The organism is Piezobacter thermophilus, from assembly GCF_055386745.1.
In genome coordinates this window covers 2,839,732-2,862,261 of sequence record NZ_AP042380.1, presented here as the reverse complement: position 1 = coordinate 2,862,261, position 22,530 = coordinate 2,839,732, and the positions used below count along the sequence as shown (strand labels likewise).

Below are 22,530 nucleotides of genomic sequence, written 5' to 3'. Positions count from 1 at the left end.
CCGGAAGGACCCAGACCAATGGCACGCGAATATCCGCTCGAGCGATACCGGAATTTCGGTATCATGGCTCATATCGATGCAGGCAAGACCACCTGTACCGAGCGCATCCTGTATTACACTGGCAAGTCCCACAAGATCGGCGAGGTGCATGACGGCGCCGCGACGATGGACTGGATGGAGCAGGAGCAGGAACGCGGTATCACCATCACCTCGGCGGCGACGACCACCTTCTGGGAACGCACCGAGGACGGCAAGACTCCGCAGACCGAGAAGCACCGCCTGAACATCATCGACACCCCCGGCCACGTGGACTTCACCATCGAGGTGGAACGCTCGCTGGCCGTGCTTGACGGTGCAGTGGCAGTTCTGGATGCCAATGCCGGCGTCGAGCCGCAGACCGAAACCGTGTGGCGTCAGGCCGACCGCTACAAGGTGCCGCGGATCGTGTTCGTCAACAAGATGGACAAGATCGGTGCCGATTTCTTCAACTGCGTCCACATGATCGCGGACCGCACCGGCGCCACGCCGGCGCCCGTCCAGATCCCGATCGGGGCCGAGGATCAGCTGGAAGGCATCGTCGATCTGGTCACCATGGAAGAGTGGGTCTGGACCGGCGACGATCTGGGTGCGAGCTGGGAAAAGCGCCCGGTGCGCGACGAGCTGAAGGACACCGCCGAAGAGTGGCGCGGCAAGCTGATCGAAACCGCGGTCGAGATGGATGACGAGGCCATGATGGCCTATCTCGAAGGCGAAGAGCCGGATGCCGACACGCTGCGCAAGCTGATCCGCAAGGGCACGCTGTCGCTGAGCTTCGTGCCGGTCCTGTGCGGTTCGGCCTTCAAGAACAAGGGCGTGCAGCCGCTGCTGAACGCGGTGCTCGACTATCTGCCCAGCCCGCTGGACGTGCCGGCCTACATGGGCTTTGCCCCCGGTGACGAGACCGAGACCCGCAACATCGCCCGTCATCCCTCGGATGACGAGCCGTTCTCGTCGCTGGCCTTCAAGATCATGAACGACCCGTTCGTCGGCTCGCTCACCTTTACCCGCATCTATTCGGGCGTCCTGAAGAAGGGCGACCAGATGCTGAACTCGACCAAGGGCAAGCGCGAGCGCGTCGGCCGGATGATGATGATGCACTCCAACAATCGCGAGGAAATCGAAGAGGCCTTCGCGGGCGACATCATCGCGCTGGCCGGGCTGAAGGCGACCACCACCGGTGACACGCTGTGCGATCCGGCCAAGCCGGTGGTTCTGGAAACGATGACCTTCCCCGATCCGGTGATCGAGATCGCCATCGAGCCCAAGACCAAGAACGACCAGGAAAAGATGGCCCAGGGCCTAGCGCGGCTTGCCGCTGAAGACCCCTCCTTCCGGGTCGAAACCGACCTCGAGTCCGGTCAGACCATCATGAAGGGCATGGGCGAGCTTCACCTGGACATCCTGGTGGACCGGCTCAAGCGCGAATTCAAGGTCGAGGCCAATATCGGCGCGCCGCAGGTGGCCTATCGCGAGACCATCTCGCGGCAGGTGGTGCATACCTACACCCACAAGAAGCAGTCGGGTGGTTCGGGGCAGTATGCCGAGGTCAAGCTGGAGATCACCCCGACCGAGCCGGGCGAGGGCTATTCCTTCGAATCCCGCATCGTCGGCGGTGCGGTGCCCAAGGAATACATCCCCGGTGTCGAGAAGGGCATCCAGTCGGTGATGGATTCCGGTCCGCTGGCCGGCTTCCCGGTGATCGACTTCAAGGTGGCGCTGGTGGACGGCAAGTATCACGACGTGGACTCGTCGGTGCTGGCCTTCGAGATCGCCGCGCGCATGTGCATGCGCGAAGGCATCAAGATGGCCGGGCCCAAGCTGCTGGAGCCGATCATGAAGGTCGAGGTGATCACGCCCGAGGAATATACCGGCAACATCATCGGCGACCTGACCTCGCGCCGCGGCCAAGTCACGGGCCAGGAGCCGCGCGGCAACGCGGTGGCGATCAACGCCTTCGTGCCGCTGGCCAACATGTTCGGCTACATCAACAACCTGCGTTCGATGTCCTCGGGCCGGGCGCAGTTCACGATGCTGTTCGACCACTACGATCCGGTGCCGCAGAACATCTCGGACGAGATTCAGGCGAAATACGCATGAAGCGGTGCGTGGGAAACCACGCACCCTACCACCCGTAGGGTGCGCCGCCCGGCGCACCGCCAATGAAACAAGGAGGCCACCATGGCAAAGGAAAAGTTTGAGCGGACGAAACCGCATGTGAACATCGGCACGATCGGCCACGTTGACCACGGCAAGACGACGCTGACGGCTGCGATCACGAAGTATTACGGCGATTTCAAGGCCTATGACGAGATCGACGGCGCGCCGGAGGAGAAGGCGCGGGGGATCACGATCTCGACGGCGCATGTGGAATACGAGACCGAGAACCGCCACTACGCCCACGTGGACTGCCCCGGCCACGCCGACTACGTGAAGAACATGATCACGGGTGCGGCGCAGATGGACGGCGCGATCCTGGTGGTGTCCGCCGCCGACGGCCCGATGCCGCAGACGCGCGAGCACATCCTGCTGGCCCGCCAGGTGGGCGTTCCGGCGCTGGTCGTTTACATGAACAAGGTCGATCAGGTTGACGACGAAGAGCTGCTGGAGCTGGTGGAGATGGAGATCCGCGAGCTGCTGAGTTCCTACGAGTTCCCCGGCGACGACATTCCGATCATCAAGGGCTCGGCGCTGGCCGCGCTTGAGGGCAACAACCCCGAGATCGGCGAGAACTCGATCCGCGAGCTGATGAAGGCGGTGGACGAGTACATCCCGACGCCCGAGCGCGCGGTGGACCAGCCCTTCCTGATGCCGATCGAGGACGTGTTCTCGATCTCGGGCCGGGGCACGGTCGTGACCGGCCGGGTCGAGCGCGGGGTGATCAATGTCGGCGACGAGGTGGAGATCGTGGGCATCCGTCCGACGCAGAAGACCACCTGCACCGGGGTCGAGATGTTCCGCAAGCTTCTGGACCGTGGCGAGGCGGGCGACAACATCGGCGCGCTGCTGCGGGGCATCGGCCGCGACGAGGTGGAGCGCGGTCAGGTGCTGTGCAAGCCGGGCTCGGTGACGCCGCACACCAAGTTCGAGGCCGAGGCCTACATCCTGACCAAGGAAGAGGGTGGTCGTCACACGCCGTTCTTTGCCAACTACCGTCCGCAGTTCTACTTCCGCACGACGGATGTGACCGGGACGGTGACGCTGCCCGAGGGGACGGAGATGGTGATGCCGGGGGACAACGTGTCGTTCTCGGTCGAGCTGATCGCACCGATCGCCATGGAGGACGGCCTGCGCTTCGCCATCCGCGAGGGCGGCCGCACCGTCGGCGCCGGCGTCGTCTCCAAGATCATCGAGTAACACGCTCGGGTTCGACGAGGGCCACCGGACGGTCCGGTGGTCCTCCTATCAACTCCAAGGCCTGAAAGGGCGACAACAATGCAAAGCCAAAACATTCGCATTCGGCTCAAGGCGTTCGACTACCGCGTGCTGGATGCCAGCACGCAGGAAATCGTGAACACCGCCAAGCGGACCGGCGCGCAGGTGCGCGGCCCGATTCCGCTGCCGAACAAGATCGAGAAGTTCACGGTTCTTCGCGGACCGCATATCGACAAGAAATCCCGCGACCAGTTCGAGATCCGCACCCACAAGCGGCTCTTGGACATCGTGGATCCGACCCCGCAGACGGTGGACGCGCTGATGAAGCTCGACCTTGCCGCCGGCGTGGATGTCGAGATCAAGCTGCAGTAACGGACCAGGAGGGTAATCGAGATGCGCTCTGGTGTTATTGCCAGGAAGGTCGGGATGACCCGGCTGTTCATGGAGGATGGCCGGCAGGTTCCGGTCACCGTTCTGCAACTGGACAACGTGCAGGTGGTCGCGCAGCGCACCAAGGAGAAGGACGGCTACACGGCGGTTCAGCTCGGTGCCGGCTCGGCCAAGGCGAAGCGGGTGAGCAATGCCATGCGCGGCCATTTCGCGACCGCCAAGGTCGCGCCCAAGCGCAAGCTGGCCGAATTCCGCGTGGCGCCGGAAAACCTGATCGAGGTGGGGGCCGAGATTTCGGCCGCGCATTTCCTCGAAGGGCAGAAGGTGGATGTTTCGGGCACGTCGATCGGCAAGGGCTTTGCCGGTGCCATGAAACGGCACAATTTCGGCGGCCTGCGGGCTTCGCACGGTGTGTCGATCAGCCACCGCAGCCACGGCTCGACCGGGCAGTGCCAGGATCCCGGCAAGGTGTTCAAGGGCAAGAAGATGGCCGGTCACATGGGCGCGGTCCGGGTGACCACCCAGAACCTGGAAGTGGTCAAGACCGACGTCGAACGCGGCCTGATCATGGTCAAGGGCGCGGTTCCGGGGGCCAAGGGCGGCTGGGTCACCATCAAGGACGCGGTGAAGAAGAAACTGCCCGAGGGCGTTCCGTTTCCGGCCGGTCTCAAGGCCGCCGAGGCTGCCGCGCCTGCGGAAGAAGCACCCGCGGAAGGGGGTGAAGCATGAAACTCGACGTGATCAAACTGGACGGCGGCAAGGCCGGCGCGATCGAACTGCCCGACGAGGTGTTCGGGCTGGAGCCGCGCGCCGACATCCTGCACCGTGTGGTCCGCTGGCAGCGCAACAAGGCGCAGCAGGGCACCCACAAGGTCAAGACCCGCTCCGAGACCAGCTATTCGGGCAAGAAGATCTATCGCCAGAAGGGCACCGGCGGCGCCCGCCACGGTGACCGCAACGCGCCGATCTTCCGCAAGGGTGGCGTCTACAAGGGGCCGGTGCCGCGCAGCCACGCCCATGATCTGCCCAAGAAGGTCCGCAAGCTGGGCCTGCGTCACGCCCTGTCCGCCAAGGCCAGGGCCGGCGAGCTGGTGGTGATCGAATCGGCCGAGGCCGACGGCAAGACCGGCACGCTGGCACGTCAGGTGCGCGAGCTGGGCTGGAAACGTGCGCTGATCATCGATGGCGAAACCGTCAACGAGGGCTTTGCCCGCGCCGCCCGCAATATCGAGGGTCTGGATATCCTGCCGTCGATGGGCGCTAACGTCTATGACATCCTCCGCCGTGACACGCTGGTGCTCACCCGGGCGGCTGTCGAAGCACTGGAGGCTCGTCTGAAATGAGCGCGAAGGCAGAACACTACGATGTGATCCGCAAGCCGATCATCACCGAGAAGGCCACCATGGCGTCGGAAAACGGCGCGGTTGTCTTCGAGGTGGCGATGGAAGCCAACAAGCCGCAGATCAAGGAAGCCGTCGAGGCCCTGTTCGGGGTCAAGGTCAAGGCGGTGAACACCGCGATCATCAAGGGCAAGGTCAAGCGCTTCCGCGGCCGTCCCGGCCGCCGGCGCGACGTCAAGAAGGCCTATGTGACCCTCGAAGAGGGCAACACCATTGACGTGACCACGGGTCTTTAATACCACGGCGCATCCGCGCAGCCCCGGATTCGGTCCGGGGCTGCGTGCTTTCGGTCGGTCTCGGGGCCCGTATCCCGGATTTCCGGCACCTACCGAAGGGCGGGGAAGCCCGCCAGACTGAACCGGGGACCTTCGGGGCCCTATACCCATGGCACCTTCGGGGCCTGAAACATGGCGGGGGCGTTGCCTTCGCATTTGCAAGACGGAAGACAGAAAGCATGGCACTCAAGTCGTACAAGCCGACGACGCCGGGCCAGCGCGGGCTGGTGCTGATCGACCGTTCGGAGCTTTGGAAAGGGCGTCCGGTCAAATCCCTCACCGAGGGGTTGACCAAGTCGGGCGGCCGGAACAACACCGGACGGATCACCTCGCGCCGCCGCGGCGGCGGGGCGAAGCGTCTCTACCGGATCGTGGATTTCAAACGTCGCAAGTTCGACGTTCCGGCCACGGTCGAGCGAATCGAATACGATCCGAACCGGACCGCCTTCATCGCCCTGGTGAAATATGAAGATGGCGAACAGGCCTACATCCTGGCGCCGCAGCGGCTGGCCGTGGGCGACCAGGTGATCGCCAGCGCCAAGGCCGACATCAAGCCGGGCAACGCGATGCCGTTTTCGGGGATGCCGATCGGTACCATCGTTCACAATATCGAGCTCAAGCCCGGCAAGGGCGGCCAACTGGCCCGTGCCGCCGGCACCTATGCCCAGTTCGTCGGCCGCGATGGCGGCTATGCGCAGATCCGCCTGTCCTCGGGCGAGTTGCGCATGGTCCGGCAGGAGTGCATGGCCACCGTCGGTGCGGTCTCGAACCCCGACAACAGCAACCAGAATTTCGGCAAGGCCGGCCGGATGCGTCTCAAGGGCCGCAGGCCCCGTGTCCGCGGCGTGGTGATGAACCCGATCGATCACCCGCATGGCGGCGGTGAAGGCCGGACCTCGGGCGGCCGTCACCCGGTGACGCCCTGGGGCAAGCCGACCAAGGGGGCCAAGACCCGCAAACGGAACAAGGCGTCGAGCAAGCTCATCGTTCGCTCGCGGCACGCCAGGAAGAAGGGGCGCTAAGACATGGCTCGCTCTGTTTGGAAAGGCCCGTTCGTTGACAGCTACGTGCTGAAAAAGGCCGAAGCTGCGCGCAAATCCGGGCGCAACGAGGTGATCAAGATCTGGTCGCGTCGCTCCACCATCCTGCCCCAGTTCGTGGGGCTCACCTTCGGCGTCTACAACGGCCGCAAGCACATCCCCGTGCTGGTGACCGAGGACATGATCGGCCAGAAGTTCGGCGAGTATTCGCCGACGCGGACCTATTACGGTCACGCCGCCGACAAGAAAGCGAAGAGGAAGTAGGTCATGGGCAAGGCAAAGAACCCGCGCCGCGTGGCAGAAAACGAAGCGATGGCGAAGATTCGCATGCTTCGCACCTCGCCGCAGAAGCTGAACCTGGTGGCGGCCATGATCCGCGGCAAGAAGGTGGACCAGGCGCTGAACGTGCTGACCTTCTCGAAGAAACGCATCGCGCAGGACGTGAAGAAGTGCCTGCAATCGGCCATTGCCAATGCCGAGAACAACCACGGCCTTGACGTGGACGAGCTGATCGTCGCCGAGGCCTGGGTCGGCAAGAACCTGACCATGAAGCGCGGGCGCCCGCGTGCCCGTGGCCGGTTCGGCAGGATCATGAAGCCGTTTTCCGAGCTCACCATCAAGGTGCGTCAAGTCGAGGAGCAAGCCTAATGGGTCAGAAAGTCAATCCGATCGGCATGCGCCTTCAGGTCAACCGCACCTGGGACAGCCGCTGGTATGCCGACACCAGGGATTTCGGTGATCTTCTGCTGGAAGATCTGAAAATCCGCGACTTCATCAAGAACGAATGCAAGCAGGCCGGCGTGTCCCGCGTGATCATCGAGCGCCCGCACAAGAAGTGCCGCGTGACGATCCACACCGCCCGCCCCGGCGTGATCATCGGCAAGAAGGGCGCTGATATCGAGGCCCTGCGCAAGAAGCTCTCGCGCATGACCGACAGCGAACTGCACCTCAATATCGTCGAGGTGCGCAAGCCCGAGCTCGACGCTCAGCTGGTGGCCGAATCCATCGCCCAGCAGCTGGAACGCCGGGTCAGTTTCCGCCGCGCGATGAAGCGGGCGGTGCAGAACGCCATGCGCATGGGGGCGCTGGGGATCCGGGTCAATGTCGCCGGCCGCCTTGGCGGCGCCGAGATCGCCCGGACCGAGTGGTATCGCGAGGGCCGCGTGCCCCTGCACACCCTGCGGGCCGACATCGACTATGCCACCGCCGAGGCCAAGACGCCCTACGGCATCATCGGCATCAAGGTCTGGATCTACAAGGGCGACATCATGGAGCACGACCCCTCGGCCCATGACCGCCGCCTTCAGGAGCTCCAGGCAGGTCCGGCACCGCGCGGCGCCGGTGGCCGCCGCTAAGGAGGAAACGAGATGCTTCAACCAAAGCGCACGAAATTCCGAAAGATGCACAAGGGCCGTATTCGCGGTCTGGCCAAGGGCGGCTCGGACCTGAATTTCGGCCATTACGGCCTGAAGGCGCTCCAGCCCGAGCGGGTGACCGCCCGCCAGATCGAGGCCGCGCGCCGGGCCATGACCCGCCACATGAAACGGCAAGGCCGCGTCTGGATCCGCATCTTCCCGGACACCCCGGTGACGTCGAAGCCGACCGAGGTGCGGATGGGCAAGGGGAAGGGCTCGGTCGATTACTGGGCCGCCAAGGTGAAACCGGGCCGGATCATGTTCGAGATCGACGGCGTTTCCGACGAGATCGCCCGCGAGGCGCTGCGCCTCGCCGCGATGAAACTGCCGATCAAGACCCGGATCGTGGTTCGCGAAGACTGGTAGGCCATGGCCGGGGCACGCCCCTTCATGGAATGAACGCTCCCCCGCCGGCTGTCCGGCGGGGGATTTTTCGCAAAGACCGTCGCAAAGCCGTTTTCCTCTTTCCGCAACAGCGCATCGGGACAAGCCTCATGTCGCAGATCGAATCGCTTTTCGTCACGCGCCTTTATCGCGCCCGGCTGGACGAGTTTCCCCCCGCCATCGATACCGAAGAGCTGGAGGGATCGTGCCTGTCCATTGCCGCCGACGACGAGGCCGGGCAGGCGTGGTGCGCGGAAAACGGCTATCCGGGCTATACCTCCTATGCCTCGCTGACCGATCTTCCCTGGCGCTTTCCGGTCTTCGCCGATCTGGTCAAGGCGCTGGACCGGCACGTGGCCGCCTTCGTCGAGGATCTGGAATTCGACCTCGACGGGCGCACGCTGCGGCTGGAGGATCTGTGGATCAACATCCTGCCCGAGGGCGGCACCCATTCATCGCACATCCATCCGCACAGCGTCATCAGCGGCACCACCTATGTGGTGGTCCCGGACGGGGCAGGGGCGCTCAAGCTCGAGGATCCGCGTTCGGCACGGATGATGGCGGCGCCGGTGCGGCGCAAGGGCGCGCGGCGCGAATTGCAAAGCTTCGTCTACGTTGCGCCGAAGGCGGGCGAGGTGCTGCTGTGGGAAAGCTGGCTGCGCCACGAGGTGCCGATGAACATGGCCAATCGGGAGCGGATCAGCATCAGCTTCAACTATGCCTGGAGTTGAGGCCGGGTTTCCCCGGTTCGCAGGGCTGCGCGCGGGGGCAGGGGGGGCAAAACTTTTTCTTGCCCTCGGCGGGCCCCTCTCTTATAGAGCGGCATCCCGCGGAGTCCTCCCAGGGGAGGGATTCGCGTGTTCGTCATTCATCCACCAGGTCAAGGGTGACCCGTGACGGGGCTCTCTGGTGTTTTGAGAGAAGGAAAGACAGGCGATGGACGCCAATGAACTGCGGGCCAAGACCCCGGATCAGCTCCGCGAGGAACTGGCCAACCTCAAGAAGGAAGCTTTCAACCTTCGTTTCCAGCAGGCCACCGGCCAGCTGGAGAACACGGCGCGTATGCGCGCGGTTCGCCGTGACGTGGCGCGGGTCAAGACCGTGCTGAACGAAAAAGCCGCCGAAGCGGCACAGTAAGGAGCGGTTGAGACCATGCCCAAACGTATCCTGCAAGGTACCGTGACCTCGGACGCCAACGACCAGACCGTGACGGTTCTGGTGGAACGCCGTTTCCGCCACCCGGTTCTGAAGAAGACGGTGCGGAAGTCGAAGAAATACCGGGCGCACGACCCGAAGAACAGCTTCAAGGTCGGCGATACCGTTCGCATCGTCGAATGTGCGCCGAAATCGAAGACGAAACGCTGGGAGGTTCTGGAGGCATAAGCCCCCAAGCCTTCCGGTTTGATCGAAACCCTGGGGGAGTGAACGAGAACAGCCCCCACAGGTCGGGAGAAACCACATGATCCAGATGCAGACCAATCTGGATGTCGCTGACAACTCCGGCGCCCGCCGGGTTCAGTGCATCAAGGTTCTGGGCGGATCCAAGCGGAAATATGCCTCGGTCGGCGACATCATCGTCGTCTCGGTCAAGGAGGCCATCCCGCGCGGCCGCGTGAAGAAGGGCGACGTGCGCAAGGCCGTCGTCGTGCGCACCGCCAAGGAGGTCCGCCGCGAGGACGGGACTGCCATCCGCTTCGACCGCAACGCGGCGGTGATCCTCAACAACAACAACGAACCGATCGGCACCCGCATCTTCGGGCCCGTGGTGCGCGAGTTGCGTGCCAAGAACTTCATGAAGATCATCTCGCTCGCCCCGGAGGTGCTGTAAGATGGCCGCGAAACTGAAGAAGGGCGACAAGGTGATCGTGCTTGCCGGCAAGGACAAGGGCAAGCAGGGCACCATCCTGTCGGTCGATCCCAAGACCGGCAAGGCTGTGGTCGAGGGCATCAACATCGCCATTCGCCACACGCGCCAGAGCCAGACCAGCCAGGGCGGCCGCCTGCCCAAGGCGATGCCGATCGACCTGTCCAACCTGGCGATCGTTGACAAGAACGGCAAACCGACCCGCGTCGGCTTCCGCGTGGAAGACGGCAAGAAGGTTCGTTACGCCAAGACCACGGGGGACGTGATCGATGCTTGATGCCGCAAACTACACCCCGCGTCTGAAGGCCGAATACCGCGACCGCATCCGCGCCGCGCTCAAGGAAGAGTTCGGTTACCGCAACGACATGCAGATCCCGCGTCTGGAAAAGATCGTTCTCAATATCGGCTGCGGCTCCGAGGCAGTGAAGGACTCCAAGAAGGTCAAGTCGGCCCAGGAAGATCTGAGCCTGATCGCCGGCCAGAAGGCGGTGATCAACAAGGCCAAGAAGTCGATCGCCGGTTTTCGCGTTCGCGAAGGCATGCCGCTGGGCGTCAAGGTGACGCTGCGCGGTGACCGGATGTATGAATTCCTTGATCGCCTGATCACGATTGCCCTGCCGCGCGTGCGTGACTTCCGCGGCGTGAAGGGTTCGGCCTTCGATGGCCGCGGCAACTATGCCATGGGCCTGAAAGAGCACATCGTGTTCCCGGAAATCGACTTCGACAAGGTCGACGAGGTTTGGGGCATGGACATCGTGATCACCACCACAGCGAAAACCGACGCTGAAGCCAAGGCGCTGTTGAAGCATTTCAACATGCCGTTCAACAGCTGAGCCTGGGAGAAAGACATCATGGCTAAGAAAGCAATGATCGAACGCGAGAAGAAGCGCCAGCGCCTGGTGGCCAAGTATGCCGCCAAGCGGGCCGCGCTGAAGGAAATCGCGAATGACGAAAGCCTGCCCATGGAGGAGCGCTTCAAGGCGCGCCTGAAGCTGGCGAAACTGCCGCGCAACAGCGCGCCTTCGCGGCTGCACAATCGCTGTCAGCTGACCGGCCGTCCGCATGCGTATTATCGCAAGCTGAAGGTGTCGCGGATCGCGCTGCGGGAACTGGGCTCTCAGGGCCAGATCCCCGGCCTGGTGAAATCGAGCTGGTAAGGAGGTCATGCAATGAACGATCCTATCGGCGACATGCTCACCCGGATCCGCAACGCGCAGATGCGCGGCAAGTCCACCGTGGTCACGCCGGCCTCCAAGCTGCGGGCCTGGGTGCTCGACGTGCTGGCGCAGGAGGGCTATATCCGCGGCTACGAGCGCATCACGGACGAGCGCGGCCACCCAGCCATCGAGATCAGCCTGAAATACTACGAAGGCGAACCCGTCATTCGCGAGCTGAAGCGGGTCTCCAAGCCCGGGCGCCGCGTCTATATGGGCGTCAAGGACCTGCCCTCGGTCCGTCAGGGCCTGGGCGTGTCGATTGTCTCCACGCCCAAGGGCGTGATGTCGGATGCGAATGCACGCGCGGCCAATGTCGGCGGCGAAGTGCTTTGCACCGTCTTCTGAGGAGGGTCCGGAATGTCTCGTATTGGTAAGAAACCGGTCGAGTTGCCTAGCGGCGTGAGTGCGACCGTCTCGGGCCAGACCATCGAAGTGAAGGGCCCCAAGGGCGTGCGCAGCTTCACCGCCACCGACGACGTGGCGATCGAGGTGGCCGACAACGTGGTGACCATCACCCCGCGCGGCAAGTCCAAGCGCGCGCGCCAGCAGTGGGGCATGTCGCGCACCATGGTGGCCAACCTGGTGACCGGTGTGACCCAGGGCTTCCGCAAGGAGCTGGAGATCAGCGGCGTCGGCTACCGGGCCCAGCTTCAGGGCAAGGCGCTCAAGCTGAACCTCGGCTACAGCCACGACGTGACCTATGAACCGCCCGAGGGGGTGACCGTCACGGTGCCCAAGCAGACCGAGATCGTCGTCGAGGGCATTGACCAGCAGCTCGTCGGTCAGGTGGCGGCGGAGATCCGCGCCTGGCGTGCGCCCGAGCCCTACAAGGGCAAGGGGATCAAGTACAAGGACGAGTACATCTTCCGCAAGGAAGGCAAGAAGAAGTAAGGACGAACAGCATGGCAAACAGCAAGAGAACCCTGTTTCTGAAGCGCCGCCTGCGCGTTCGGAACAAGCTTCGCAAGGTCAATGCCGGCCGCATCCGGCTGAGCGTTCACCGCTCGAACCGCAATATCAGCGCCCAGCTGATCGACGACGTGCGCGGGGTGACGCTGGCCTCGGCCTCGACGCTGGAAAAGGAGCTGGGCGTGGTCGGCAAGAAGAACCTCGAAGCCGCGGCCAAGGTTGGCGCGGCGATTGCCGAGCGGGCCAAGAAGGCCGGCGTCGAAGAGGCATATTTCGATCGCGGCGGCTATCTCTACCACGGCAAGGTGAAAGCCCTGGCCGATGCCGCGCGCGAGGGCGGGCTGAAGATCTGAAGCGAAGTGCGGGCGGCGTTCGCGCCGCCCCGATGATCCGGGAATGCCCGCCCATGACGCGGGGATTCACCAGGATTGGACCAACAGGCGCCTGGCGCCAGGATGAAAGGAATGCCTCATGGCAGAACGTGACAACCGCCGGGGCCACCGCCGCGACCGCGACGAAACCCCGGAATTCGCAGATCGCCTCGTCGCGATCAACCGAGTGTCCAAGACCGTCAAGGGCGGCAAGCGTTTCGGCTTTGCCGCGCTGGTGGTGGTCGGTGACCAGAAGGGCCGTGTCGGTTTCGGCAAGGGCAAGGCCAAGGAGGTTCCCGAGGCCATCCGCAAGGCCACCGAGGCCGCCAAGCGCAACATGATCCGCGTGCCGCTGCGCGAGGGCCGCACCCTGCACCACGATATCGAGGGCCGTCACGGCGCCGGCAAGGTGGTGATGCGGACCGCGCCGGAAGGGACCGGGATCATTGCCGGTGGCCCGATGCGCGCCGTGTTCGAGATGCTGGGCATCAAGGACGTGGTGTCCAAGTCGATCGGTTCCCAGAACCCCTACAACATGATCCGCGCCACCATCGACGGGCTGAAGAAGCAGCAGTCGCCGCGCCTTGTGGCGCAGCGCCGCGGCAAGAAGGTCGCCGAGATCCTGCCGCGCCGGGACGAGGCCCCCAGGGCCTCCAGCCAGACGGCAGAAGCGTAAGGAGAGCGAGCCATGGCCAAAACCATTGTCGTCAAGCAGATCGGCAGCCCGATCCGCCGCCCGGCCAAGCAGCGCCAGACGCTGATCGGGCTGGGCCTGAACAAGATGCACAAGACGCGCGAGTTGGAGGACACGCCGGCCATTCGCGGCATGATCCGCAAGATCCCGCATCTGGTGGAGATCATCGAGGAGCGCGACTGAACCAAGGCCCTTCGAAGGGCCTTGGCAAGCGTTTTCGAAAACGCTTGCCCGCGTTGCGGATGAGGAAAACGCCCCGGCGGCAACGCCGGGGCGTTTTCCGTGCCGCGCTGGTGACGGGGCGCCCTTGATTCCCTCCTGCCTTGGGTCTATACGCGCCCGGTGGCCCGTTGGGCCGCACGACTCAGGACACGACAAGCCGCGTTTGGCCCCGCTTCGCTTCGGGGGCCACATCCGGCATCAGGAGAAGCGACATGAAACTTCACGAACTGCGCGACAATCCGGGCGCGACGAAGAAGCCCAAACGGGTGGGGCGCGGCCCCGGCTCGGGCATGGGCAAGACCGCCGGGCGCGGTATCAAAGGCCAGAAATCCCGCTCGGGCGTGGCCATCAACGGCTATGAGGGCGGCCAGATGCCCCTTTACATGCGGCTGCCCAAGCGCGGCTTCAACAAGCCTAATCGCAAGAAATTTGCCGTGGTCAACCTGGGCCTGATCCAGAAGTTCATCGACGCCGGCAAGCTGGACGCCAAGGCCGCGATCACCGAGGACGCCCTGGTTGCCAGCGGTCTGGTGCGGCGCCGCCTGGACGGTGTGCGGGTGCTGGCCAAGGGCGACATCACCTCGAAGGTGAGCCTCGAGGTGACCGGCGCGTCGAAGGCCGCGGTGGAAGCGGTCGAGAAGGCGGGCGGTTCGCTGAAGGTCACAAACGCGCCGGCCGCGTAATTGCGACTTGTGAGCGGCGCCTTCGCCGCTTACATAGTTCCCAGTTTTCCCCGACGCCGCCCGAGCCGGAAAACGGTTCCGGGCGGCGTTTCACAAGAAGAGACCGTGATCGATGGTATCAGCAGCAGAGCAGATGGCGGCCAACACCAGCTGGGCCGCTCTTGGCAAGGCCACGGATCTGCGCAACCGCATCCTTTTCACCCTCGGGCTTTTGATCGTCTATCGCCTTGGCACCTTCATCCCGGTTCCGGGCATTGACGGCGCGGCGCTGCGCCAGTTCATGGAACAGGCCGGGCAGGGCATCGGCGGCATGGTGTCGATGTTCACCGGCGGCGCGCTGGGGCGGATGGGGATTCTTGCGCTTGGCATCATGCCCTACATTTCGGCGTCGATCATCGTGCAGCTTCTGGCTTCGATGGTTCCGTCGCTGGAGCAGCTCAAGAAAGAGGGCGAGATCGGCCGCAAGAAGCTGAACCAGTACACCCGCTACGGTACGGTCGCGCTGGCCACGCTGCAGGCCTACGGGCTGGCGGTGTCGCTTGAGGCCGGGGACCTGGCCACCGATCCGGGCATGTTCTTCCGCATGTCCACGATGATTACCCTGGTGGGGGGCACCATGTTCCTGATGTGGCTGGGGGAACAGATCACCAGCCGTGGGGTGGGTAACGGCATTTCGCTGATCATCTTCGTCGGCATCGTCGCCGAGGTCCCGGCCGCGCTGGCGCGTTTCCTCGCCTCAGGGCGCAGCGGCGCGATCAGCCCGGCGGTGATCGTCGGCGTCATCATCATGGTGGTCGTGGTCCTGACCTTCGTGGTGTTCATGGAGCGCGCGCTGCGCAAGATCCACATCCAGTACCCGCGCCGGCAGGTGGGGATGAAGATCTATGACGGCGGTTCGTCCCACCTGCCTGTCAAGGTCAACCCGGCCGGCGTCATCCCGGCGATCTTCGCAAGTTCGCTTCTGCTGTTGCCGACGACCATTTCGACCTTCAGCCAGGGCGCGGCGAATGGTCCGATCATGTCGTGGCTGCTGGCGTTCTTCGGCCCCGGTCAGCCGCTCTATCTTCTGTTCTATGCGAGCATGATCGTGTTCTTCGCGTATTTCTACACCTTCAACGTGTCGTTCAAGCCCGACGAAGTGGCCGAGAACCTGAAGAAGCAGAACGGCTTCGTTCCCGGTATCCGCCCCGGCAAGAAAACCGCCGAGTATCTGGAATACGTGGTCAACCGGGTGCTGGTTCTGGGCTCGGCCTATCTGGTGGCGGTGATGCTGCTGCCCGAGGTGCTGCGCAGCCAGTTCGCGATCCCCTTCTATTTCGGCGGCACGTCGCTGCTGATCATCGTCAGCGTGACCATGGACACGATCCAGCAGATCCAGAGCCACCTTCTCGCCCATCAGTATGAAGGCCTGATCGAGAAGTCGCAGTTGCGCGGCAAGGGGAAACGCAAGCGGGGCAAGAGGAGCCCGACGCGGCGATGAACATCATACTTCTGGGCCCGCCGGGGGCGGGCAAGGGGACGCAGGCGCGCATCCTGGTGGAAAGCCGCGGAATGGTTCAGCTGAGCACCGGCGACATGCTGCGCGGGGCCAAGGACAGCGGCACCGAGCTGGGCGACCGGGTGGCCGGGATCATGGCCCGGGGCGAGTTGGTGACCGACGAGATCGTGATCGATCTGATCCGGGAAAAGATCGAATCGGCGGGCGACGGCGGCGGTTTCATTTTCGACGGCTTCCCCCGCACGCTTGCCCAGGCCGATGCCCTGGGGGAGTTGCTCGACTCCATCGGCCAGCATCTGGATGCGGTGATCGAGATGCAGGTGGATGACGAGGCTCTGGTCGCGCGCATCACCGCGCGCTCGGTCTGTGGCAATTGCGGCGAGGTCTACAACGACATCACCAAGCCGATCCCGGAAGACGGGAAATGCGCGGTCTGCGGGGCGTCGGACTTCCGTCGTCGCGCCGATGACAACGAGGAAAGCCTGCGCAAGCGGCTGATGGAGTATTACAAGAAGACTGCGCCACTGATCGGCTATTACTATGCCAAGGGGCTGTTGCGGACCGTCGATGGCCTTGGCGACATCGACCATGTCCGGGACCAGATCGCGGCCATCCTTGACGGGGGGGACGAGAGGCGCGAAATCAGGGCTTGACGGACCGGGAAAAAGCCCATATCGACCCCCATCCCGGAAGGGAATCGATTTTGCGCGCGGGATTCGCCCGTTTGCGCAAGACCACCTCTTAGGATTGCTGGACCCGCTGGCGGCACTGCCAGAGTCCATGTGTTGTGAAAAAAGGTTCTGGAGTTACGGAACCGCAACGAAAGGAAAGCGAAACGTGGCACGCATTGCCGGCGTCAACATCCCGACTGCAAAGCGGGTTCCCATCGCCCTCACCTACATCCACGGTATCGGCCGTTCGTCGGCCGAACAGATCTGCGAAGCGGTCGGTATCGAGCCGTCGCGCCGCGTGAACGAACTGTCGGACGCCGAACTCCTGCGGATCCGGGAGCATATCGACGCCAACTACACCGTCGAAGGCGACCTGCGCCGCGAGGTGCAGATGAACATCAAGCGGCTGATGGACCTGGGCTGCTATCGCGGGCTGCGCCACCGCCGGAACCTTCCGGTTCGCGGTCAGCGTACCCATACGAACGCGCGCACCCGCAAGGGCCCGGCGCGTCCCATCGCCGGCAAGAAGAAATAAGGAGGCAGGACCATGGCACGAGACAAGACCCGCCTTCGCCGCAAGGAGCGCAAGAACATCGCCGCCGGTGTGGCGCATGTGAATTCGACCTTCAACAATACCAAGATCCTGATCTCGGACGTGCAGGGCAACGCGATTGCCTGGTCGTCGGCCGGCACGATGGGCTTCAAGGGGTCGCGCAAATCGACTCCCTACGCCGCCCAGCTGGCCGCCGAGGATGCCGGCCGCAAGGCGCAGGAGCATGGCGTCAAGACGCTTGAAATCGAAGTTCAGGGCCCCGGTTCGGGCCGTGAATCCGCACTGCGCGCGCTGGCCGCCGTGGGCTTCAACATCACGTCCATCCGCGACGTGACGCCGATCCCGCACAACGGTTGTCGCCCGCCCAAGCGTCGCCGCGTCTGATCCGGCAAGATATCGCTGGGGCCGTGTCTTCGCACGGCCCCAGTTCGCCGTTTTGAAACCTCGGGCGTCTGCGCCTTTCGGACATGGGGCACAGACAGGAATGGAGGGAATTGCATGATCCACAAGAACTGGCAGGAATTGATCAAGCCGACGCAGCTGGACATCCGCCCCGGCAACGACCCTGCGCGTCAGGCCACCATCATTGCGGAACCGCTCGAGCGCGGCTTCGGCCTCACGCTGGGCAACGCGCTGCGCCGCGTCCTGCTGTCCTCGCTGCAGGGGGCCGCGATCACCAGCGTCCAGATCGACAATGTCCTGCACGAATTTTCCAGCGTCGCCGGCGTGCGCGAGGACGTGACCGACATCATCCTGAACCTCAAGGGCGTGTGCCTGCGCATGGAAGTCGAGGGGCCCAAGCGGCTTTCGATCTCGGCCCGCGGGCCGGCCGTGGTCACCGCCGGCGATATCAGCGAAAGCGCCGGGATCGAGATCCTCAACCGCGATCACGTGATCTGCCATCTCGACGATGGCGCCGATCTCTACATGGAACTGACCGTCAACACCGGCAAGGGCTATGTCTCCGCGGACAAGAACAAGCCCGAAGATGCGCCGATCGGCCTCATTCCGATCGATGCCACCTATTCGCCGGTCAAGAAGGTGTCCTATGACGTTCAGCCGACCCGCGAAGGGCAGGTTCTGGACTATGACAAGCTGACCATGAAGGTGGAGACCGACGGCTCGGTCACTCCCGAGGACGCGGTGGCCTTCGCCGCGCGCATCCTGCAGGATCAGCTGTCCATTTTCGTCAACTTCGAGGAACCCGAGGCCGCCGGCCGCGAGACGGAGGAAGACGGGCTGGAGTTCAACCCGCTGCTGCTCAAGAAGGTGGACGAGCTGGAGCTTTCGGTGCGCTCGGCCAACTGCCTGAAGAACGACAACATCGTCTATATCGGCGACCTGATCCAGAAGACCGAGGCCGAGATGCTGCGCACGCCGAACTTCGGCCGCAAGTCGCTCAACGAGATCAAGGAAGTGCTGTCGGGCATGGGTCTGCATCTGGGGATGGATGTCGAGGACTGGCCGCCGGACAACATCGAGGAGCTGGCCAAGAAATATGAGGACGCCTTCTGAGGCATGTCCTTTCCGGCCGGGCGGCGCGCAGGCCGCGCCCGCCCGACCTGATGCCCGGATTGTCCGGGGAACGATGGGCCCCGCGCCCCAAGGAGAGCGGCCTGCACGCACGGGTCGCCGGACAAAGCATAAAGCGAAAGGAAGACAACCATGCGTCACGCAAAAGGCTATCGCCGCCTGAACCGCACCCATGAACACCGCAAGGCCCTGTTCGCCAACATGGCCGGTTCGCTGATCGAACACGAACAGATCAAGACCACGCTGCCCAAGGCCAAGGAGCTGCGCCGCGTCGTGGACAAGCTGATCACGCTGGCCAAGCGCGGCGACCTGCATGCCCGCCGCCAGGCCGCGGCCCGGCTCAAGCAGGACAAGCATGTGGCCAAGCTGTTCGAGGTTCTGGGGCCGCGCTACAAGGAGCGCAATGGCGGCTACACCCGCGTTCTCAAGGCCGGGTTCCGCTATGGCGACATGGCGCCCATGGCGATCATCGAACTGGTCGATCGCGACGTGGACGCCAAGGGTGCCGCCGACAAGGCCCGCCTTGCCGCGGAAGAAGCCGCAGAAGAATAATCCCGCTCCCCCGACCGGGGAAAGGAATGACGCCGCCCGGGGCCTCCCGGGCGGCGTTTTTCGTGCCGCCAGTGCAGATGCCGGCGCGCGGGGCGCGCTACATCGCCTCCAGTTCCGCCTTGATCAGCGTCTCCAGCTTGCGCACAGGGTGATTGGTCAGGGTCTTGGGAATCTCGGCCACCACGCGGGCGGCGACCTCGGGATGCATCTCTTCGCGCAGCGCGCCCAGGACGTCGGGGGCAGCCGCGATCACCAGGCGTTTGAATGCGCCCTTGTGCGCGCGGGAATACAGAAGCGCCGCTAGATCGCGGGCAAAGCTGTCGCGGGCCAGGTCGTGCCATTCATCGGCTTCATTGACCGCCGATTTCTGCCCCGGCCCGGTATCGGCGCGCCGCCCCGCCTGGCTCTCGGGGCGGAAGGCGTCCGAATCGAATTCCTCCTTTCGGATCACCTGGAAATTGGGATCCTGGTGATCGGTCAGATTGCGCAGGAACAGCGCCTTTTCCGCGTCCGCGACCACGATCCAGGTTCCGTTCTTGAGTTCGACCATTGTGCTTACCTCTCGAAATTCGCCCCTCGGGTCAGGGGCCGGCAATCCGACTTTCCCGATTCGATCTTTGCATTCTGCGTCCGTCCCGCAAGGGGGGTGAGGCGTTCGGGCGCGGGCATTCTTGCATTCGGCCGGGTGGCCGCGCATATCAAGACCTGACCCCGAGGAGGCGCAATGTTCCGGATCCTGCTCATCCTTCTGACCCTCGCATCCGCGTCGGTGGCAACGTCGCAGACTCGGGCGCCGCAATCGGCGCCCGAAATCACGCTGAGTTTTGCGCCGGTGGTGAAAAAGGCCGCCCCGGCGGTGGTCAACATCTATGTCCGCACCGTGACCGAAGAGCCGACCCCGTTCACCGGCGACCCGTTCTTCGAGCAGTTCTTCAGGGGGTTTGCAACACCGCGTCCGCGGGTGCTTCGGTCGCTGGGGTCGGGGGTGATCCTGACCGGCGATGGCATCGTGGTGTCGAATTATCACGTGGTCGGTCGTGCCACCGACATTCGCGTGGTGCTCAAGGACCGGCGCGAGTTCAACGCCCGCGTGCTGCTTGCCGACAAGGAGGTGGACCTGGCCATCCTGAAGCTGGAAGAGGCGCGGGACCTGCCGTTTCTGGAGCTGCGCGATTCGGATCGGGTCGAGGTGGGCGAGCTGGTGCTCGCCATCGGCAATCCCTTCGGCGTGGGCCAGACCGTGTCCAGCGGCATCGTCTCGGGGCTGGCGCGGACCGGAACGGCGACCACCAATGCGCGCGGCTATTTCATCCAGACCGATGCGCCGATCAATCCCGGCAACTCGGGCGGGGCGCTGGTGGACGTGAACGGCCGGCTCATCGGCATCAACACCTCGATCCTGACCCGCTCGGGCGGCTCGAACGGGATCGGTTTCGCCATTCCGGCCAATCTGGTGGCCGAGTTCCTGGCCCAGGCGCGCCGCGGCAACGACCGGTTCGAACGCCCCTGGGCGGGCATGGCCGGGCAGCCGGTCGATGCCGACCTGGCGGCCTCGCTGGGTCTGCCGCGGCCCGAGGGGCTTTTGATCTCCGACCTGCACCCTGCCAGCCCCTTCGCCAAGGCGGGATTCCGCGTGGGCGACGTCATTACCGCCGTTGACGGAAAGGAGGTCAATTCGCCCTCCGAGATGCTGTTTCGGATGATGGTCGCGGGAATCGGTCGCACGGCGGTGGTCACGCGGCTGCGCAACGGACGCGCGCAGGACATCCGGGTGGCCATGATCCTGGCCCCGGACGATCCCCCGGCCGAAGAACTGGTGCTGGGCGAACGCACGGTCCTGCCGGGGCTGAAAGTGGCCCGGGCCAATCCGCGCATCATCGCCCACCTGGGCCTGCCGCTGTCCACAAGGGGCGTTGTGGTGACCGACCCCGGCCCCTATGGCGCGCGGGCGGGGTTGCAGCGCGGCGACGTGCTGCTGGCGATCAACGGCAACGCCGTCCGGCGCAGCCGCGACGTGGCCCGCGCTCTGTCCCGAACCGGCCGTTGGCTGGCGCTTGACCTGCTGCGCGCCGGCCAGCGCGTGACCCTTCGGCTGAGGCTCTGAGCGCATGCCGGATCTGTTCGATACCCCCGCCGGCAAGGGCGACCGGCCCGGCCCCGCCCCCCGGCGCCCTCTGGCCGACCGGCTGCGCCCGCAATCCCTGGACGAGGTGATCGGGCAGGACCAGATCCTCGGCCCCGACGCGCCGCTGAGGGTGATGCTGGAGGCGGGGGCCCTGTCCAGCCTGATCCTCTGGGGGCCGCCGGGGGTGGGCAAGACCACCATTGCGCGGCTTCTTGCGGATGCAGGCGGTCTGCATTTCGTCCAGATCAGCGCCATCTTCTCGGGCGTGGCCGAACTCAAGCAGCTGTTCGAGGCCGCCCGGATCCGGCGCGACAACGGGCAGGGCACGCTGCTGTTCGTGGACGAGATCCACCGCTTCAACAAGGCGCAGCAGGACAGTTTCCTTCCTCACATGGAGGACGGCACCATCCTTCTGGTCGGGGCCACGACCGAGAACCCGTCATTCGAGCTGAACGCGGCGCTGCTCAGCCGGGCGCAGGTTCTGGTGCTGGAACGCCTCGGCCTTGCCGATCTGGAGCGCCTCACCCAGCGGGCCGAGAAGGAACTGGGCCGGGCACTGCCGCTGACCGCGCAGGCGCGCGAGGCGTTGCAGGAAATGGCCGATGGCGACGGGCGGGCGCTGCTCAACATGATCGAGCAGATTTCCGCCTGGCAGGTGGCGCGGCCGCTGGATACTGAAGAGTTGTCGCGCCGGCTGACACGCCGGGCAGTCAGATACGACAAGGGCGGGGACGAACACTACAACCTGATCTCGGCCCTGCACAAATCGGTGCGCGGGTCGGACCCCGATGCCGCGCTCTACTGGCTGGCGCGGATGCTGGCCGGGGGCGAGGATCCCCGCTATGTGGCCCGCCGCATCACCCGCATGGCGGTCGAGGATATTGGCCTTGCCGATCCGCAGGCGCAAGGCCTGTGCCTGCACGCATGGGAAACATACGAACGCCTGGGCAGCCCCGAAGGGGATCTGGCGCTGGCTCAGGCGGTGATCTACCTGGCGCTGGCGCCGAAATCGAATGCCGGCTATGCGGGCTGGAAGGCGGCTGTGAAGCTGGCACGCGAGACCGGCAGCACGCCGCCACCGAAACACATCCTGAATGCCCCCACCCGTCTGATGCAGGAACAGGGCTTTGGGGCCGGCTACCAGTACGACCACGACGCCGAGGACGGGTTCTCCGGCCAGAACTACTTTCCCCAGGGCATGAAGCGCCCGCTTCTCTACCAGCCACCCGAGCGCGGCTTCGAACGGGAACTGAAGCGGCGCGCCGACTATTTCGCCCGCCTCCGCCGCAAACGTCAGTCGAAGAACTGACGGCCCGCAGGTTT

General features: G+C 64.6%; 33 protein-coding genes. 32 read left to right on the top strand and 1 reads right to left on the bottom strand.

The window, feature by feature from the left end:
• Positions 1 to 18: 18 nt before the first annotated feature.
• From fusA to rplQ, 30 genes are all read left to right on the top strand, one after another.
• Positions 19 to 2,136: an elongation factor G gene (fusA, locus tag ACZ5CM_RS13905; protein ID WP_464639452.1), complete on the top strand. Its 2,118-nt coding sequence runs from the start codon at positions 19 to 21 to the stop codon at positions 2,134 to 2,136.
• 81 nt (positions 2,137 to 2,217) lie between these two features.
• Complete coding sequence (gene tuf, locus ACZ5CM_RS13900; RefSeq protein ID WP_464639450.1) at positions 2,218 to 3,393, top strand: elongation factor Tu; 1,176 nt, start codon at positions 2,218 to 2,220, stop codon at positions 3,391 to 3,393.
• A gap of 78 nt (positions 3,394 to 3,471) precedes the next feature.
• Entirely contained in the window at positions 3,472 to 3,783 is a 312-nt protein-coding gene (rpsJ, locus tag ACZ5CM_RS13895; protein WP_104008578.1) for a 30S ribosomal protein S10, read from the top strand.
• 21 nt (positions 3,784 to 3,804) lie between these two features.
• Positions 3,805 to 4,530 carry a 50S ribosomal protein L3 gene (gene rplC, locus ACZ5CM_RS13890; protein ID WP_464639447.1) on the top strand — a complete coding sequence of 242 codons (726 nt, stop codon included), beginning with the start codon at positions 3,805 to 3,807 and terminating at the stop codon, positions 4,528 to 4,530.
• Positions 4,527 to 5,144 (top strand): 50S ribosomal protein L4, encoded by a 618-nt coding sequence (gene rplD / locus ACZ5CM_RS13885; protein WP_464639445.1) that lies wholly within the window; start codon positions 4,527 to 4,529, stop codon positions 5,142 to 5,144. Before rplC ends, rplD begins: the two co-directional genes overlap by 4 nt.
• Entirely contained in the window at positions 5,141 to 5,437 is a 297-nt protein-coding gene (locus tag ACZ5CM_RS13880) for a 50S ribosomal protein L23 (RefSeq protein WP_464639443.1), read from the top strand. The genes rplD and ACZ5CM_RS13880 overlap by 4 nt, the downstream gene beginning before the upstream one ends.
• 218 nt (positions 5,438 to 5,655) lie before the next feature.
• Positions 5,656 to 6,498, top strand: a complete 843-nt coding sequence (rplB, locus tag ACZ5CM_RS13875) for a 50S ribosomal protein L2 (RefSeq protein ID WP_464639441.1) — start codon at positions 5,656 to 5,658, stop codon at positions 6,496 to 6,498.
• A gap of 3 nt (positions 6,499 to 6,501) precedes the next feature.
• Positions 6,502 to 6,780 carry a 30S ribosomal protein S19 gene (gene rpsS, locus ACZ5CM_RS13870; protein WP_464639439.1) on the top strand — a complete coding sequence of 93 codons (279 nt, stop codon included), beginning with the start codon at positions 6,502 to 6,504 and terminating at the stop codon, positions 6,778 to 6,780.
• Positions 6,781 to 6,783: 3 nt separating this feature from the next.
• Positions 6,784 to 7,164 (top strand): 50S ribosomal protein L22, encoded by a 381-nt coding sequence (gene rplV / locus ACZ5CM_RS13865; protein WP_464639437.1) that lies wholly within the window; start codon positions 6,784 to 6,786, stop codon positions 7,162 to 7,164.
• Entirely contained in the window at positions 7,164 to 7,871 is a 708-nt protein-coding gene (gene rpsC / locus ACZ5CM_RS13860) for a 30S ribosomal protein S3 (RefSeq protein WP_464639435.1), read from the top strand. The genes rplV and rpsC overlap by 1 nt, the downstream gene beginning before the upstream one ends.
• A gap of 12 nt (positions 7,872 to 7,883) precedes the next feature.
• Positions 7,884 to 8,297: a 50S ribosomal protein L16 gene (gene rplP, locus ACZ5CM_RS13855; RefSeq protein ID WP_464639433.1), complete on the top strand. Its 414-nt coding sequence runs from the start codon at positions 7,884 to 7,886 to the stop codon at positions 8,295 to 8,297.
• 128 nt (positions 8,298 to 8,425) lie between these two features.
• A complete protein-coding gene (locus ACZ5CM_RS13850; protein WP_464639432.1) occupies positions 8,426 to 9,046 on the top strand; it encodes a 2OG-Fe(II) oxygenase family protein in 621 nt (206 codons plus the stop codon).
• A gap of 205 nt (positions 9,047 to 9,251) precedes the next feature.
• A complete protein-coding gene (rpmC, locus tag ACZ5CM_RS13845; RefSeq protein WP_464639430.1) occupies positions 9,252 to 9,452 on the top strand; it encodes a 50S ribosomal protein L29 in 201 nt (66 codons plus the stop codon).
• 15 nt (positions 9,453 to 9,467) lie between these two features.
• Positions 9,468 to 9,698: a 30S ribosomal protein S17 gene (gene rpsQ / locus ACZ5CM_RS13840; protein ID WP_464639428.1), complete on the top strand. Its 231-nt coding sequence runs from the start codon at positions 9,468 to 9,470 to the stop codon at positions 9,696 to 9,698.
• Positions 9,699 to 9,774: 76 nt separating this feature from the next.
• Positions 9,775 to 10,143, top strand: coding sequence for a 50S ribosomal protein L14 (gene rplN, locus ACZ5CM_RS13835; RefSeq protein ID WP_011567679.1), 369 nt, complete (start codon positions 9,775 to 9,777; stop codon positions 10,141 to 10,143).
• Between the two features lies 1 nt (position 10,144).
• The gene (gene rplX / locus ACZ5CM_RS13830; protein ID WP_464639426.1) at positions 10,145 to 10,456 is read left to right on the top strand and encodes a 50S ribosomal protein L24; all 312 of its coding nucleotides are present in this window, start codon (positions 10,145 to 10,147) and stop codon (positions 10,454 to 10,456) included.
• Complete coding sequence (rplE, locus tag ACZ5CM_RS13825; protein ID WP_464639424.1) at positions 10,449 to 11,012, top strand: 50S ribosomal protein L5; 564 nt, start codon at positions 10,449 to 10,451, stop codon at positions 11,010 to 11,012. The genes rplX and rplE overlap by 8 nt, the downstream gene beginning before the upstream one ends.
• 18 nt (positions 11,013 to 11,030) lie before the next feature.
• Positions 11,031 to 11,336 (top strand): 30S ribosomal protein S14, encoded by a 306-nt coding sequence (gene rpsN / locus ACZ5CM_RS13820; RefSeq protein WP_464639422.1) that lies wholly within the window; start codon positions 11,031 to 11,033, stop codon positions 11,334 to 11,336.
• A gap of 12 nt (positions 11,337 to 11,348) precedes the next feature.
• Positions 11,349 to 11,741: a 30S ribosomal protein S8 gene (rpsH, locus tag ACZ5CM_RS13815; RefSeq protein ID WP_464639420.1), complete on the top strand. Its 393-nt coding sequence runs from the start codon at positions 11,349 to 11,351 to the stop codon at positions 11,739 to 11,741.
• A 12-nt stretch (positions 11,742 to 11,753) separates the two neighbouring features.
• Positions 11,754 to 12,287: a 50S ribosomal protein L6 gene (gene rplF, locus ACZ5CM_RS13810; protein WP_464639419.1), complete on the top strand. Its 534-nt coding sequence runs from the start codon at positions 11,754 to 11,756 to the stop codon at positions 12,285 to 12,287.
• Positions 12,288 to 12,298: 11 nt separating this feature from the next.
• A complete protein-coding gene (gene rplR / locus ACZ5CM_RS13805) occupies positions 12,299 to 12,658 on the top strand; it encodes a 50S ribosomal protein L18 (protein WP_464639417.1) in 360 nt (119 codons plus the stop codon).
• A 118-nt stretch (positions 12,659 to 12,776) separates the two neighbouring features.
• Positions 12,777 to 13,352 carry a 30S ribosomal protein S5 gene (gene rpsE, locus ACZ5CM_RS13800; protein ID WP_464639416.1) on the top strand — a complete coding sequence of 192 codons (576 nt, stop codon included), beginning with the start codon at positions 12,777 to 12,779 and terminating at the stop codon, positions 13,350 to 13,352.
• 12 nt (positions 13,353 to 13,364) lie between these two features.
• On the top strand, positions 13,365 to 13,553 hold the full coding sequence (rpmD, locus tag ACZ5CM_RS13795; RefSeq protein WP_464639414.1) for a 50S ribosomal protein L30: 189 nt from the start codon (positions 13,365 to 13,367) through the stop codon (positions 13,551 to 13,553).
• Between the two features lie 251 nt (positions 13,554 to 13,804).
• Positions 13,805 to 14,275, top strand: a complete 471-nt coding sequence (rplO, locus tag ACZ5CM_RS13790) for a 50S ribosomal protein L15 (RefSeq protein WP_464639412.1) — start codon at positions 13,805 to 13,807, stop codon at positions 14,273 to 14,275.
• Between the two features lie 112 nt (positions 14,276 to 14,387).
• A complete protein-coding gene (gene secY / locus ACZ5CM_RS13785) occupies positions 14,388 to 15,755 on the top strand; it encodes a preprotein translocase subunit SecY (protein WP_464639411.1) in 1,368 nt (455 codons plus the stop codon).
• On the top strand, positions 15,752 to 16,426 hold the full coding sequence (locus ACZ5CM_RS13780) for an adenylate kinase (RefSeq protein ID WP_464639409.1): 675 nt from the start codon (positions 15,752 to 15,754) through the stop codon (positions 16,424 to 16,426). Before secY ends, ACZ5CM_RS13780 begins: the two co-directional genes overlap by 4 nt.
• Positions 16,427 to 16,610: 184 nt before the next feature.
• Positions 16,611 to 16,979: a 30S ribosomal protein S13 gene (gene rpsM / locus ACZ5CM_RS13775; protein ID WP_464639408.1), complete on the top strand. Its 369-nt coding sequence runs from the start codon at positions 16,611 to 16,613 to the stop codon at positions 16,977 to 16,979.
• Positions 16,980 to 16,991: 12 nt separating this feature from the next.
• The gene (rpsK, locus tag ACZ5CM_RS13770; protein WP_464639406.1) at positions 16,992 to 17,381 is read left to right on the top strand and encodes a 30S ribosomal protein S11; all 390 of its coding nucleotides are present in this window, start codon (positions 16,992 to 16,994) and stop codon (positions 17,379 to 17,381) included.
• A gap of 114 nt (positions 17,382 to 17,495) precedes the next feature.
• Positions 17,496 to 18,512 carry a DNA-directed RNA polymerase subunit alpha gene (locus tag ACZ5CM_RS13765; protein ID WP_464639404.1) on the top strand — a complete coding sequence of 339 codons (1,017 nt, stop codon included), beginning with the start codon at positions 17,496 to 17,498 and terminating at the stop codon, positions 18,510 to 18,512.
• A 150-nt stretch (positions 18,513 to 18,662) separates the two neighbouring features.
• Positions 18,663 to 19,082 (top strand): 50S ribosomal protein L17, encoded by a 420-nt coding sequence (gene rplQ / locus ACZ5CM_RS13760; RefSeq protein ID WP_464639402.1) that lies wholly within the window; start codon positions 18,663 to 18,665, stop codon positions 19,080 to 19,082.
• Between the two features lie 97 nt (positions 19,083 to 19,179).
• On the opposite strand, the gene ACZ5CM_RS13755 is transcribed toward rplQ, so the two are convergent.
• Positions 19,180 to 19,632, bottom strand: coding sequence for a host attachment family protein (locus ACZ5CM_RS13755; RefSeq protein WP_464639400.1), 453 nt, complete (start codon positions 19,630 to 19,632; stop codon positions 19,180 to 19,182).
• A 174-nt stretch (positions 19,633 to 19,806) separates the two neighbouring features.
• On the opposite strand from ACZ5CM_RS13755, the gene ACZ5CM_RS13750 reads away from it, so the two are divergent.
• Positions 19,807 to 21,186, top strand: a complete 1,380-nt coding sequence (locus ACZ5CM_RS13750; RefSeq protein ID WP_464639398.1) for a trypsin-like peptidase domain-containing protein — start codon at positions 19,807 to 19,809, stop codon at positions 21,184 to 21,186.
• Positions 21,187 to 21,190: 4 nt separating this feature from the next.
• Positions 21,191 to 22,516 (top strand): replication-associated recombination protein A, encoded by a 1,326-nt coding sequence (locus tag ACZ5CM_RS13745; RefSeq protein ID WP_464639396.1) that lies wholly within the window; start codon positions 21,191 to 21,193, stop codon positions 22,514 to 22,516.
• The last annotated feature ends 14 nt before the right edge of the window (positions 22,517 to 22,530 follow it).